12 protein-coding genes are annotated in these 13,105 nt (G+C 70.9%); 9 read left to right on the top strand and 3 right to left on the bottom strand.

Translation table 11 applies throughout. The features are described from left to right. The first annotated feature begins 161 nt into the window (after window positions 1–161). On the top strand, window positions 162–1,571 hold the full coding sequence (gene radA / locus ACIRPX_RS32160) for a DNA repair protein RadA (protein ID WP_404201818.1): 1,410 nt from the start codon (window positions 162–164) through the stop codon (window positions 1,569–1,571). A gap of 80 nt (window positions 1,572–1,651) precedes the next feature. Continuing rightward, the gene (gene disA, locus ACIRPX_RS32155) at window positions 1,652–2,776 is read left to right on the top strand and encodes a DNA integrity scanning diadenylate cyclase DisA (protein ID WP_404201816.1); all 1,125 of its coding nucleotides are present in this window, start codon (window positions 1,652–1,654) and stop codon (window positions 2,774–2,776) included. Between the two features lie 406 nt (window positions 2,777–3,182). On the opposite strand, the gene ACIRPX_RS32150 is transcribed toward disA, so the two are convergent. Next, on the bottom strand, window positions 3,183–4,040 hold the full coding sequence (locus ACIRPX_RS32150; RefSeq protein ID WP_404201814.1) for a hypothetical protein: 858 nt from the start codon (window positions 4,038–4,040) through the stop codon (window positions 3,183–3,185). Between the two features lie 167 nt (window positions 4,041–4,207). Here ACIRPX_RS32150 and ACIRPX_RS32145 point away from each other — a divergent pair, with 167 nt between their 5' ends. From ACIRPX_RS32145 to cseC, 5 genes are all read left to right on the top strand, one after another. After that, window positions 4,208–5,143 carry an A/G-specific adenine glycosylase gene (locus ACIRPX_RS32145; RefSeq protein ID WP_404201812.1) on the top strand — a complete coding sequence of 312 codons (936 nt, stop codon included), beginning with the start codon at window positions 4,208–4,210 and terminating at the stop codon, window positions 5,141–5,143. Window positions 5,144–5,380: 237 nt separating this feature from the next. Next, window positions 5,381–5,920, top strand: a complete 540-nt coding sequence (locus ACIRPX_RS32140) for a SigE family RNA polymerase sigma factor (protein ID WP_108011029.1) — start codon at window positions 5,381–5,383, stop codon at window positions 5,918–5,920. Then, complete coding sequence (locus tag ACIRPX_RS32135) at window positions 5,908–6,549, top strand: hypothetical protein (protein WP_404201810.1); 642 nt, start codon at window positions 5,908–5,910, stop codon at window positions 6,547–6,549. The genes ACIRPX_RS32140 and ACIRPX_RS32135 overlap by 13 nt, the downstream gene beginning before the upstream one ends. A gap of 89 nt (window positions 6,550–6,638) precedes the next feature. After that, complete coding sequence (gene cseB / locus ACIRPX_RS32130) at window positions 6,639–7,343, top strand: two-component system response regulator CseB (protein WP_404201808.1); 705 nt, start codon at window positions 6,639–6,641, stop codon at window positions 7,341–7,343. Beyond that, the gene (cseC, locus tag ACIRPX_RS32125; protein WP_404201863.1) at window positions 7,232–8,707 is read left to right on the top strand and encodes a two-component system sensor histidine kinase CseC; all 1,476 of its coding nucleotides are present in this window, start codon (window positions 7,232–7,234) and stop codon (window positions 8,705–8,707) included. The genes cseB and cseC overlap by 112 nt, the downstream gene beginning before the upstream one ends. Window positions 8,708–8,862: 155 nt before the next feature. Here the strand turns inward: cseC and ACIRPX_RS32120 are convergent, their stop codons facing one another. Then, complete coding sequence (locus ACIRPX_RS32120) at window positions 8,863–10,440, bottom strand: MDR family MFS transporter (RefSeq protein WP_404201806.1); 1,578 nt, start codon at window positions 10,438–10,440, stop codon at window positions 8,863–8,865. Window positions 10,441–10,608: 168 nt separating this feature from the next. On the opposite strand from ACIRPX_RS32120, the gene ACIRPX_RS32115 reads away from it, so the two are divergent. Continuing rightward, window positions 10,609–11,205 (top strand): TetR/AcrR family transcriptional regulator, encoded by a 597-nt coding sequence (locus ACIRPX_RS32115; RefSeq protein WP_404201804.1) that lies wholly within the window; start codon window positions 10,609–10,611, stop codon window positions 11,203–11,205. A gap of 25 nt (window positions 11,206–11,230) precedes the next feature. Here ACIRPX_RS32115 and ACIRPX_RS32110 read toward each other — a convergent pair whose 3' ends face one another. Continuing rightward, complete coding sequence (locus ACIRPX_RS32110) at window positions 11,231–11,926, bottom strand: M23 family metallopeptidase (protein WP_404201802.1); 696 nt, start codon at window positions 11,924–11,926, stop codon at window positions 11,231–11,233. Between the two features lie 508 nt (window positions 11,927–12,434). On the opposite strand from ACIRPX_RS32110, the gene ACIRPX_RS32105 reads away from it, so the two are divergent. Then, the gene (locus ACIRPX_RS32105; RefSeq protein WP_404201800.1) at window positions 12,435–13,034 is read left to right on the top strand and encodes an HAD family acid phosphatase; all 600 of its coding nucleotides are present in this window, start codon (window positions 12,435–12,437) and stop codon (window positions 13,032–13,034) included. The last annotated feature ends 71 nt before the right edge of the window (window positions 13,035–13,105 follow it).

Genomic DNA, 13,105 nt, shown 5'->3' with positions numbered 1-13,105 from the left:
TCCATACGGGTGAAACGATCCCTCAATCGGGTACAGGAACCGTTCGTTCCGTGGCCGGTTCCTGACGGCTGTGGCCGGTTCGCGGTGCGAGAACGGGCGGCGGCCAGGGGAACCGTTCGCGCCGTCCGGCGTTGTCAGTGGCCTCGGATACGGTTCTCGGCATGGCTGCCCGTACCAAGACCGCCAAGGACCGCCCGTCCTACCGCTGCACCGAGTGCGGCTGGCAGACGGCCAAGTGGCTCGGTCGCTGCCCCGAGTGCCAGGCCTGGGGGACGATCGACGAGTACGGCGCGTCCGCGGTGCGTACGACCGCACCGGGCCGCGTGACGACCTCCGCCGTGCCCATCGGCCAGGTCGACGGCCGGCAGGCCACCGCCCGCTCGACCGGCGTGCCCGAGCTGGACCGGGTCCTCGGCGGCGGGCTCGTGCCCGGCGCGGTCGTGCTCCTCGCGGGCGAGCCCGGCGTCGGCAAGTCGACGCTGCTGCTGGACGTGGCGGCCAAGTCGGCCAGCGACGAGCACCCCACGCTGTACGTCACGGGTGAGGAGTCGGCGAGCCAGGTCCGGCTGCGCGCCGACCGCATCAAGGCGCTCGACGACCATCTGTACCTCGCCGCCGAGACCGATCTGTCCGCCGTGCTGGGTCACTTGGACGCGGTGAAGCCCTCGCTGCTCATCCTCGACTCGGTGCAGACCGTCGCCTCCCCGGAGATCGACGGCGCCCCCGGCGGCATGGCGCAGGTGCGCGAGGTCGCCGGCGCGCTCATCCGCGCCTCCAAGGAGCGCGGCATGTCCACCTTGCTCGTGGGCCACGTCACCAAGGACGGCGCCATCGCCGGCCCCCGCCTCCTCGAGCACCTGGTGGACGTCGTCCTCCACTTCGAGGGCGACCGGCACGCGCGCCTGCGCCTCGTACGAGGCGTCAAGAACCGCTACGGCGCCACGGACGAGGTGGGCTGCTTCGAGCTGCACGACGAGGGCATCACGGGCCTCGCCGACCCGAGCGGACTTTTCCTGACCAGACGTGACGAACCGGTCCCCGGCACCTGTCTGACGGTCACCCTGGAGGGCCGCCGCCCCCTGGTCGCCGAGGTCCAGGCGCTCACCGTCGACTCCCAGATCCCCTCCCCGCGCCGTACGACCTCGGGTCTGGAGACCTCCCGCGTCTCCATGATGCTGGCCGTCCTGGAGCAGCGCGGCCGGATCAGCGCGCTCGGCAAGCGGGACATCTACTCCGCGACGGTCGGCGGGGTGAAGCTCTCCGAGCCCGCCGCCGACCTCGCCGTCGCGCTCGCGCTGGCGTCGGCCGCGAGCGACACCCCGCTGCCCAAGAACCTCGTCGCGATCGGCGAGGTCGGTCTCGCGGGCGAGGTCAGACGGGTCACGGGCGTCCAGCGCCGGCTCTCCGAGGCGCACCGTCTGGGCTTCACGCACGCCCTCGTTCCGGGCGACCCCGGCAAGATCCCTCCGGGGATGAAGGTCCTGGAAGTCGCCGACATAGGGGACGCCCTGCGGGTCCTTCCGCGCTCCCGTCGCCGAGAGGCCCCACGGGACGAGGAGGACCGCCGGTAGACTTTGCCCTGGTCTCGCCCGTCCGTGCGAACAGAATGTGCGACATGGGGGCGCCCAGAACCTGCGACCGGAGGAGTGCAGTGGCAGCCAACGACCGGGCAGCAGCTCCCGGCAAATCCGGTGGGAGTTCCGGTGCCGATGGCCTGATGCGCGCCTCACTGAGCGCCGTGGCTCCCGGCACGGCCATGCGCGACGGCCTGGAGCGCGTCCTGCGCGGCAACACCGGCGGTCTCGTCGTGCTCGGCTTCGACCGGACCGTCGAGGCGATGTGCACGGGCGGTTTCGTGCTGGACGTCGAGTTCACGGCCACCCGCCTGCGCGAGCTGTGCAAGCTCGACGGCGGCATCGTGCTCAACTCCGACCTGTCGAAGATCCTGCGGGCGGGCGTGCAGTTCGTGCCCGACGCGACGATCCCGACCGAGGAGACCGGCACCCGGCACCGCACGGCGGACCGGGTCAGCAAGCAGGTCGGCTTCCCGGTCGTCTCGGTCTCGCAGTCCATGCGCCTGATCGCCCTCTACGTCGACGGCCAGCGCCGCGTCCTGGAGGACTCCGCGGCGATCCTCTCCCGCGCCAACCAGGCCCTCGCCACCCTGGAGCGCTACAAGCTGCGCCTGGACGAGGTCGCGGGCACGCTGTCGGCCCTGGAGATCGAGGACCTGGTGACGGTCCGCGACGTGTCGGCGGTGGCCCAGCGGCTGGAGATGGTGCGCCGCATCGCCACCGAAATCGCCGAATACGTGGTCGAACTGGGCACCGACGGACGGCTGCTGGCCCTCCAGCTCGACGAACTGATCGCAGGCGTGGAGCCCGAGCGTGAGCTGGTGGTGCGGGACTACGTCCCCGAGCCCACGGCCAAGCGCTCCCGCACGGTCGACGAGGCGCTCTACGAACTCGACGCGCTCACCCACGCCGAGCTGCTGGAACTGCCCACGGTGGCCAGGGCGTTGGGCTACACCGGCTCTCCGGAGACGCTGGACTCGGCGGTCTCGCCCCGCGGGTTCCGCCTGCTGGCCAAGGTGCCGCGGCTGCCGGGCGCCATCATCGACCGGCTCGTGGAGCACTTCGGCGGTCTGCAGAAGCTGCTCGCGGCGAGCGTCGACGACCTGCAGACCGTCGACGGCGTCGGCGAGGCACGGGCCCGCAGCGTGCGCGAGGGCCTGTCCCGGCTCGCGGAGTCGTCGATCCTCGAGCGATACGTCTGATACAGACCGGCCCCGCGGCCGCCCCGGGCCCGCTCGTCCGCGCACACCGCATCATGCCCTGGGTCCACGCGCCGCCCCGGAATGCCCCGATCCACCGACGACACCGGAAGACCCGGCCCGCCCGCCGCACCAAGACCCCTCGCCCCGACGGCCGCCCCGGGATACCTCGGCCCACCCGCCGCAGCAAGGCCCTCCGTCCACATACCGCGCCGGGGGACACCCCGGCCCGCCGACCGCACCAGCCCCCTCGCCCCGACGGCCGCCCCGGAATGCCCCGGTCCACCGACGACACCGGGAACACCCGGCCCGCCCGCCACACCAAGACCCCCCAGTCCACGCGCCGCGCCGGTACACCCCGGCCCGCCCGCCGCGTCGGCCTGTCGTCCGCCCGTCGTGGCGTGGCCGCTCAGTCCGCCTTGAGCAGGAACGACGTCTGGGCCTTGGTGAAGCCCGACGACGTCGCCTCCACCAGGTACGTACCGGCCTTGGCGGACCCCGCCGGAGGCGTCGCGCACTTCGGAGCGCTGGGCTTGCGGTCCCACTTCACGGTGTAGGTGATGCCGGTCTTCGCGGGCACCCGGAACACCAGGCTGCCGGAGCCCTTGGGGCAGTCGGCGGAGGACCAGTAGTCGTCCTCGCTGCCGGCCTGCGTGATCGTCAACACCGCGCTCTTCGGCCCGAGATCGATCTTGCAGTCGTAGGGCGAGGTGTTCGAGGCGGTGAGCAGCAGGGTGGGCCGCTGGCCGGGCGAGTAGGTGTTGTGCAGGCTGCGCACGCTCAACTTCACCGTGCTCGCGGTGCAGTTGGGAAGGGTGGAACCCGGCGCGAGGGTGTCGCCCGTGCCGACCCCGATGCTCGAACCGACACCGGCCGCACCGCCGCCGCCCGCACCCTCGGTTCCCCCGGACCCGGACCCGCCGCCGCCCGCGGCCCCGCCGCCGGAGCCGGAGCCCGCCCCGGAACCGCCGGACCCGGAGCCCGAACTGCCCCCGGAACCGGTCCCGCTGGAGTCTCCGCCGCTCGAATCGTCGCGTCCGCCCGGGGCTTGGCTGATCGCGGGACCCGAACCCGACGGGCCCGCGGTGATCGTGGGCACGGGCCCCTTGCCGTTCGTCCCGCCGCCCTTCTTGCCGCCGCCTCCGCCCGACGTCACGATCCAGACGATCAGCAGCGCCAACAGGGCGACCACAGACACGAGTACGGCCCTCCGGCGCCAGTAGATGGAGCGGGGGAGCGGTCCGACAGGATTGCGCAGAGATCCCACGGCGCAAACTGTACGAGAGATCGGCGCGTTCGCTTGCCGCACCCGCCGCCAGTTCCGCAACTTTTCCGGATCATCATCCCGGTCCGCACACCAACCACTTCCGCACGACGCACCGCAGGCGGCACGACCGCCCAACCGACCCTGGCCGTGGCAGGATCGGAAGGGCCATGACTGCGCCAACGAAGCCCCCGAACGACAGCCCCGCCGACGGCCCTCTGGGGCCCCCTCCCGGCGAGGACCTCCACTCCCCCGTCATCGACTGGTTCGAGGAGCATGCCCGGGACCTGCCGTGGCGGCTCCCGGAAGCCGGCGCCTGGGGGGTGATGGTCAGCGAGTTCATGCTGCAGCAGACACCCGTCAGCCGCGTACTGCCCGTCTACGAGCAGTGGCTGGCCCGCTGGCCGCGCCCCGCCGACCTGGCCAAGGAGGCTCCCGGCGAGGCGGTCCGCGCCTGGGGCCGCCTCGGCTACCCGCGCCGCGCCCTGCGCCTGCACGGCGCGGCCGTGGCCATAACGGAGCGGCACGGCGGGGACGTACCGACCGACCACGCCCAGCTGCTCGCCCTGCCCGGCATCGGCGAGTACACGGCCGCCGCCGTCGCCTCCTTCGCGTACGGGCAGCGGCACGCGGTCCTCGACACCAACGTCCGGCGGGTCTTCGCACGCGCCGTCACCGGTGTCCAGTACCCGCCGAACGCCACCACCGCCGCCGAACGCAAGCTGGCCCGCGCCCTGTTGCCCGAGGACGAGCGCACCGCCTCCCGCTGGGCCGCCGCCTCCATGGAGCTCGGCGCGCTCGTGTGCACCGCCAAGAACGAGTCCTGCCACCGCTGCCCCATCGCCGACCGGTGCGCCTGGCGGCTCGCGGGCAAGCCCGAGCACCAGGGGCCGCCGCGGCGCGGGCAGACGTACGCGGGCACGGACCGCCAGGTGCGGGGCAAGCTGCTCGCCGTGCTGCGCGAGGCCCACGGACCCGTGCCGCAGCCGGTGCTCGACCGTGTGTGGCACGAGCCCGTGCAGCGCGCGCGGGCGCTCGACGGACTCGTCTCGGACGGGCTCGTGGAGCCGCTTCCCGGTGGTTTGTATCGGCTCCCGTTGACATAACCCCCCGTCACCTCACGGCACATCACGACCCGCCGCCCGACCGAATCCCCCCATAACACCGCAGTTCGGTGCGCGTGTTTACCCCGTTCCTACGTCCGTTACACAACCGACGGACAGCCGATTGCCAGCCGCGCGCTGGCTCGCACAGCGCCGTGACAACGCCTCCGTAGCTTCATTGCCACGAGGAAGACCGACGGCGAGGGGCCGGCGGGAACGGGGATCGGGAGGCGGTTCAGCATGGCTCAGGGAGAGGTGCTCGAGTTCGAGGAGTACGTCCGCACCCGGCAGGACGCGCTGCTGCGCAGCGCGCGCCGGCTGGTCCCGGACCCGGTGGACGCCCAGGACCTGCTGCAGACGGCGCTGGTCCGGACGTACCACCGCTGGGACGGCATCGCGGACAAGCGCCTCGCCGACGCCTACCTGCGCCGCGTGATGATCAACACCCGTACCGAGTGGTGGCGGGCCCGCAAGCTGGAGGAGGTCCCGACCGAGCAGCTGCCGGACGCCTCGGTCGACGACTCCACCGAGCAGCACGCGGACCGCGCCCTGCTGATGGACATCATGAAGGTTCTGGCGCCGAAGCAGCGCAGTGTCGTCGTCCTGCGACACTGGGAGCAGATGTCGACGGAGGAGACGGCCGCAGCCCTCGGGATGTCGGCCGGTACGGTCAAGAGCACGCTGCACCGGGCGCTCGCCCGGCTCCGTGAGGAGCTGGAGAGCCGCGATCTGGACGCACGCGCGCTGGAGCGTGGGGAGCAGGAGCGTTGCGCGGTCTGACGGACTCGGGCCGAGGGACCTTGCAGGCGGCGTGCACGGCGGTGGCCGTGCTCGCCGCCCTTGCCCTTTTCGTCTCCGCCTGCGCCACGGGCGGCACCGGCGCCCGTGACGAGGGCCCCGCACACGCGCCCTCGGACGCGGTGGCCGGCGCCGCCCTCTCGCCGAAGCCCAGCCCGTCGAAGGCCCCCGCGCATGTGGACGCGGTCAAGCTGGTCGAGGACGACCCGTCGGTCTCGGCGGACGTCAAGCGCGGCCTCAAGCCGTGCGTCGCGAACGAGTACCCGATCGACGTCTCCTACGGCAATCTGACCGGCGCATCGGCCGACGACGTCGTGGTGAACGTGCTGACCTGCGGCGACGCGGTGGGGATCGGCTCGTACGTGTATCGCCGGGAAGGCGGTCGGTACGAGAATGTGTTCCAGGCCGAGGAGCCCCCGGTCTACGCGGAGATCGACCGCGGCGACCTGGTGGTGACCAAGCAGGTGTACGAGAAGGGTGACCCGGTGTCGAGTCCGTCCGGCGAGATCGTGACGACGTACGGCTGGACCGCGGGCCGCTTCGTGAAGCGGTACAACACCCGCAACGACTACAGCAACGCCGTCGGGGGCGGCGCGTCGCCGTCCTCGTGAACCGTTCGGGCCGCTCGGACCGATCCACCGGCAGAGGCCGTGCGCAGGCCACGACCGACATCACCGATACGAGAACTGAGAGCACCGGGATGGCAGACCAGACCCACGTCCTGTTCGTCGAGGACGACGACGTCATCCGTGAGGCCACCCAGCTCGCGCTGGAACGGGACGGCTTCGCGGTCACCGCCATGCCCGACGGGCTGTCGGGCCTGGAGTCGTTCCGGGCGAACCGCCCCGACATCGCGCTGCTCGACGTCATGGTGCCCGGTCTCGACGGCGTGAGCCTGTGCCGCCGCATCCGCGACGAGTCGACCGTGCCGGTGATCATGCTCTCCGCCCGTGCCGACTCGATCGACGTGGTGCTCGGCCTGGAGGCGGGCGCCGACGACTACGTGACCAAGCCCTTCGACGGCGCCGTGCTGGTCGCGCGGATCCGTGCGGTGCTCCGCCGCTTCGGCCACGCGAGCGGCGGCGAGAAGGCGGACGACGGCTCGGACCCGACGGGCGGCGGAGTGCTGACCTTCGGCGATCTGGAGATCGACACCGAGGGCATGGAGGTGCGCCGGGCCGAGCAGCCGGTGGCGCTGACCCCGACCGAGATGCGGCTGCTGCTGGAGTTCTCCTCCGCGCCGGGCACCGTCCTCTCGCGCGACAAGCTGCTGGAGCGGGTGTGGGACTACGGCTGGGGCGGCGACACCCGCGTGGTGGACGTCCACGTGCAGCGGCTGCGCACGAAGATCGGCCAGGACCGGATCGAGACGGTCCGCGGCTTCGGTTACAAGTTGAAGGCCTGAACGGGGACACCAGGGACATGCGGGGGACATTCAGGCGCCCGACCACCCCGGACGACGCGGGTGGCGCGGGCATGCGCACGGGGCTGCGATGGAAGCTCAGCGCGGCCATCGCCCTGGTCGGCGCGCTGGTGGCGATCGCGCTGAGCCTGGTCGTGCACAACGCGGCCCGGGTCTCGATGCTGGACAACGCGCGCGACCTCGCGGACGAGCGCGTCCAGATCGCGCAGCGCAGCTACGAGCTGTCCAACCGGCCCAACTTCCCCAACGTCAAGATCGACGACCCCCGGCTGCCGCCGGCGCTGCGCGCGAAGGTCCTGCAGGGCCGCAGGGCGACGTTCGTGACCGACGGACGCGCCGGGGTGCCGGACATCTGGGCCGCGGTGCCGGTCAAGGACGGGCACGTGCTCTCGCTGCACACCAACTTCACCGACCGCAGCACGGACATCCTGCACGATCTCGACCAGGCCCTGGTGATCGGCTCCATCGCGGTGGTCCTCGGCGGCAGCGCGCTGGGCGTGCTCATCGGCGGCCAGCTCTCACGCCGGCTGCGCAAGGCGGCGGCCGCCGCGAACCAGGTCGCCAGGGGCGAGTCGGACGTACGGGTGCGGGACGCCATCGGCGGCGTCGTACGGGACGAGACCGACGACCTGGCCCGCGCGGTGGATGCCATGGCGGACACCCTGCAGCAGCGGCTGGAGGCCGAGCGCCGGGTCACCGCGGACATCGCGCACGAGCTGCGCACCCCGGTGACCGGGCTGCTCACGGCGGCCGAGCTGCTCCCGCCCGGCCGCCCCACCGAGCTGGTCCTGGACCGCGCGAAGGCGATGCGCACCCTCGTGGAGGACGTGCTGGAGGTGGCACGGCTGGACGGGGCCTCCGAGCGGGCCGAGCTGCAGGACCTGATGCTCGGCGAGTTCGTCAGCCGGCGGGTGGCGGCGAAGGACCCGGCGGTCGAGGTACGGGTGGTGCACGAGTCGATGGTCACGACCGATCCCCGGCGCCTGGAGCGGGTGCTGTTCAACCTGCTCGCCAACGCCGCCAAGCACGGCAAGCCGCCGATCCAGGTCACCGTCGAGGGCCGTGTGATCCGCGTCCGCGACCACGGCCCCGGCTTCCCCGCCGACCTGCTCGCCGACGGGCCGAGCCGCTTCCGCACCGGCAGCACCGACCGTGCGGGCCACGGGCACGGCCTGGGCCTCACCATCGCCGCCGGCCAGGCCCGCGTGCTCGGCGCCCGCCTGACCTTCCGCAACGTCCGTCCGGCCGGAGCGCCCGACGACGTGCCGGCGGAGGGCGCGGTGGCGGTGCTGTGGCTGCCGGAGCACGCCCCGACGAACACCGGCAGCTATCCGATGCTGCCGTAGCCCTCTCCTCCGCGGCGGCGCGACGGCGCGCCCGCCCGGCCGCGCCCGCCCACGCGCCGCCGCGCACGCCCCCGCCGGACGGCCGCACCCCGCACACGAAGAAGGCCCCCCGGGGCGGACACCATCCGGGGGGCCTTCGGTTCATGGCCGAAGGATCACACGGCCTCGACGACCGGTGCCTGCACCGCCTCGTCCTCGCCGGGCTCGGGCGCGGCCGGTCCCGCCCCGCGCAGCGCGACCTCCTTCACGAACACCGCCGCGATCAGCGCGACCACGGCCACGACCGACCCGAGCAGGAAGGCCGTGTGCGTTCCCGCGGACACCGCGTGCTGGTACGCCTCCCGCGCTGCCGCCGGCAGCTTCTCCAGGCTCTTGGCGTCCAGCTGCGCCGACTTCTCGGTGATCTTCGAACCCAGCGACCCGGCCCGGGCGGACATGACGTCCTGGACCCGGTTGTTGAACAGCGCGCCCATGATCGCGACACCGAAGGAGGAGCCGAGCGTACGGAACAGGGTGGTCGAGGAGGACGCGACGCCCATGTCCCGCATCTCGACGCTGTTCTGCGCGACCAGCATGGTGATCTGCATCAGGCAGCCCATGCCGAGGCCGACCACGGCCATGAACACACCGGACATGAGCCGCGAGGTCTCCGTGTCCATCGTCGACAGCAGGTACAGCCCGATGATCATCAGCGTGCTGCCGATCACGGGGAACACCTTGTACCTGCCGGTGTTCGTGGTCACCCGCCCGGCCACCATCGAGGTGACCAGCATCGCACCCAGCATCGGCAGGAGCAGCAGACCGGAGTTGGTCGCGGACGCGCCCTGCACCGACTGCTGGTACAGCGGCAGGAACAGCGTCGCGCCGAACATCACGAAGCCGGTGATGAAGCCGATGATCGACATCAGCGTGAAGTTGCGGCTGCGGAAGATGTGCAGCGGCACCACCGGCTCGGACGCCTTGGTCTGCCAGAACACGAACCCGATCAGCGCGGCCACGCCGATGCCGATGAGCTCCATGATCCGCGCCGACGTCCACGCGTACTGCGTACCGCCCCAGGTGGTGACCAGCACGATGGAGGTGATGCCGACGGTCAGCAGCACGACACCGAGGTAGTCGATGCCCGCCTTGGACCGCTTCTTCGGCAGGTGCAGCACCGCGCTGATCAGACCGAGCGCGACGACGCCGAGCGGCAGGTTGATGTAGAACGACCAGCGCCAGCCCCAGTTGTCCGTGATCGTGCCGCCGACCAGCGGGCCGCCGATCATCGCCAGCGCCATGACACCGGCCATCATGCCCTGGTACTTGCCCCGTTCCCGCGGCGGGATCAGGTCACCGATGATCGCCATGACGCCGACCATCAGACCGCCGGCGCCGAGGCCCTGCACGGCCCGGAAGCCGATCAGCTGTCCCATGTCCTGGGCCATGCCGCTCAGCGCGGAGCCGACCAGGAAGATCACGATCGAGGTCATGAAGGTGGCCTTGCGGCCGTACATGTCACCGAGCTTGCCCCAGATCGGGGTGGACGCAGCGGTGGCCAGTGTGTACGCCGTCACCACCCACGACAGGTGCTCCAGCCCGCCGAGCTCGCCGACGATCGTCGGCATCGCCGTCCCCACGATCATGTTGTCGAGCATCGCGAGCATCATGGTGATCATGAGCGCCAGCAGGACGACCCGTACGCTCTTCGGTTGTTTGTCCGGCTTGGTCTCGACCGTCTGTGTGTCCGCCATCGTCCCCACTCCCCTAGGTCCTTCTTCGTTCCCCCCGGCCGACTACTTACTTGCCGCCCGGCTAGTTGTCTACACTGGGAGAAGTTAGACCCGGAACTAGCCGGGCGTCAAGTAAGTTTTCTAGTCGGGCGGCAAGTAAGTTTCCGTGCGAGCGCGAGGAGTACGAGGATGGGCGTCACCATGGACGGCACCAAACAGCATCGCCGCGGAAACACCCGCCAGCGCATCCAGGACGTGGCGCTCGAGCTCTTCGCCGAGCAGGGCTACGAGAAGACCTCGCTGCGCGAGATCGCCGAGCGCCTCGACGTCACCAAGGCGGCGCTGTACTACCACTTCAAGACCAAGGAAGAGATCCTCGTCAGCATCTTCGAGGACCTCTCCCAGCCGATAGAGGACCTCATCGAGTGGGGCAGGGCGCAGCCCCAGACGCTGGAGACCAAGCAGGAGATCATCCGCCGCTACAGCGACACCCTGGCGAGCGCGTCGCCGCTCTTCCGCTTCATGCAGGAGAACCAGGCGACGGTGAAGGAGCTGCGCATCGGCGAGATGTTCCGCAACCGCATGATGGGGATGCGCGACATCCTCATCGACCCGGACGCGGACCTGGTCGACCAGGTGCGCTGCGTCAGCGCGATGTTCACGCTGCACGCCGGGATGTTCGTCCTCAACGACCTCGAAGGCGACCCCGAGGACAAGCGCAAGGCCGTCCTCGAGGTCGCCACCGATCTGGTGACCCAGGCGCACCGGTCGGCGAACGGGCCGTAGCCGGTCCCGCCCGGGCACCCGTGTCTCAGACCTTGATGCCCTTGGCGCGCAGGAAGGAGACCGGGTCGATCGCCGAACCGTAGTTGGCGGTCCTGCGGATCTCGAAGTGCAGGTGCGGGCCGCTGGAGTTGCCGGTGTTGCCGGACCGGGCTATGTGCTGGCCGGTGGCGACGACCTGGCCGACGCGGACGTCGATCCGCGACAGGTGGGCGTACTGCGAGTAGGTCCCGTTGCCGTGCTTGATGACGATGGCGTTGCCGTACGCGGGGCCGTCACCGGCGCCGTTGCCGCCGGCCTTGACGACCGTGCCGCCGTGCGCGGCGACGACGTTCGTGCCGCTCGGCACGGCGAAGTCCTGACCGCTGTGCTTGTGCTGCCACATACCGCCGGCCTGGTTGAAGCTCGCGGAGAGCGTGTACTTCGCCACCGGGCGGACCCAGGAGCGGGCCTTCTTGGCGGCGGCGGCCTTCTTGGCCGCCGCCTTCTGCTGCGCGACCGCCTGCGCCTTCGCCTTCGCGGCCGCCGCGGCCTTGGCGGCCTTGGCCTGCGCGGCGGCCTGCGCCTCGACGGCGCTCGCGGCGGTGGAGGCGGAGGAGACGTCGGCGGCGGCCGCGACCCCGGCCCCCAGCACGACCGAGGCCCCGAGGCCTGCGGCCAGGACGGCGGCGCGGGTGCGGAGGAGGGACGTACGGGAGGAACGGGACGTGACACGCGTAGACATGGATACCTCGGGAGGACGGGAGCAGAGAAAAGCCACCCGACGCACTCGGCCGGATGGGCTCATCCTTGGTAACCCCGGAACCCGTTGAACCCAAAACATGTGATCTACGACGGAAGCTAGTACTTCACGCCAAGATGTCCGACTTCTTGACACATGACTCATCCGGGACAGATCGGTCATCAATCCCCCGAAGAAGGCGAAGGCGCCGCCCCGGCTCCAGGACCAAGGCCCCCCTCTCTCGCATCAGGGGATCCACTATTCCGTCTAGTAACGGACATATCGCCTGTGCGGCATGTCACCGGCCCGTGCGCTCCCTCCCCTCGCCGATGTGACGGGCGCTACGCCGGCCAACTCCCCCTCCGCGCCGGACCCGATGAAACTGTCCGGCCTCATGTGACGCACATCTCTGGCGACTTACCACTCGGTAACCCTACGGTTCCCCTCGCGCCACCCTCGCCCCCGACCATGCACCAGACAACGGCATACGGACGTGAGAGGACCCCCCACCATGACAAGCCGACGCCCCTGGGCGCTGAGCACAGTGGTCACCGCAGTCTCCACCACGGCCCTTGTGGCACTGGCCACCCCCGCGAACGCGGCGACGAGCACCGAGGACGTCGACTACGCGACCTGGCAGACGGACTGCCAGGCGGTGATGGACCAGGCGCTGCCCTATCTGAAACAGCGGATCGCACGCACCGGCCCCGGTGAGAAGCAGGCGATCGTCTTCGACGTCGACAACACCACGCTGGAGACCGACTTCGGCTTCACGTACCCGCAGCCGGCCAACAAGCCCGTCCTGAACGTCGCCGAGTACGCCCAGCAGCACGGCGTCTCGGTCTTCTTCGTGACGGCCCGCCCGGGCATCCTCTACGCGCCCACCGAGTGGAACCTCGAGCACGACGGATACCAGGTCTCCGGGCTCTACGTCCGCGGCCTGTTCGACCTCTTCAAGAACGTCGCCGCCTACAAGACCGCCCAGCGCGTCGACATCGAGAACAAGGGCTACACGATCATCGCGAACATCGGCAACAGCGCCACCGACCTGTCGGGCGGCCATGCCGAGAAGACCTTCAAGCTGCCGGACTACGACGGGCAGCTCTCCTAGGCCGCGCCACGCGAACCCCATGCGAAAGGGGCCGGTGCCTTGCGGCACCGGCCCCTTTCGTCGGCTCGACC

This window comes from Streptomyces sp. NPDC101225 (assembly GCF_044767585.1).
In the GTDB taxonomy this organism is placed as follows: domain Bacteria; phylum Actinomycetota; class Actinomycetes; order Streptomycetales; family Streptomycetaceae; genus Streptomyces.
The sequence above is the reverse complement of the archived record's forward strand: the minus strand, read 5'-3'. Positions and strand labels throughout refer to the sequence as shown.

Excerpts from the sequence above, each read along its gene's own strand:
- radA (WP_404201818.1), top strand. The coding sequence starts at position 162 with ATGGCTGCCCGTACCAAGACCGCCAAGGACCGCCCGTCCTACCGCTGC.
- ACIRPX_RS32145 (WP_404201812.1), top strand. The coding sequence starts at position 4,208 with ATGACTGCGCCAACGAAGCCCCCGAACGACAGCCCCGCCGACGGCCCT.
- ACIRPX_RS32140 (WP_108011029.1), top strand. The coding sequence starts at position 5,381 with ATGGCTCAGGGAGAGGTGCTCGAGTTCGAGGAGTACGTCCGCACCCGG.
- cseB (WP_404201808.1), top strand. The coding sequence starts at position 6,639 with ATGGCAGACCAGACCCACGTCCTGTTCGTCGAGGACGACGACGTCATC.
- ACIRPX_RS32120 (WP_404201806.1), bottom strand. The coding sequence starts at position 10,440 with ATGGCGGACACACAGACGGTCGAGACCAAGCCGGACAAACAACCGAAG.
- ACIRPX_RS32115 (WP_404201804.1), top strand. The coding sequence starts at position 10,609 with ATGGGCGTCACCATGGACGGCACCAAACAGCATCGCCGCGGAAACACC.
- ACIRPX_RS32110 (WP_404201802.1), bottom strand. The coding sequence starts at position 11,926 with ATGTCTACGCGTGTCACGTCCCGTTCCTCCCGTACGTCCCTCCTCCGC.
- ACIRPX_RS32105 (WP_404201800.1), top strand. The coding sequence starts at position 12,435 with ATGACAAGCCGACGCCCCTGGGCGCTGAGCACAGTGGTCACCGCAGTC.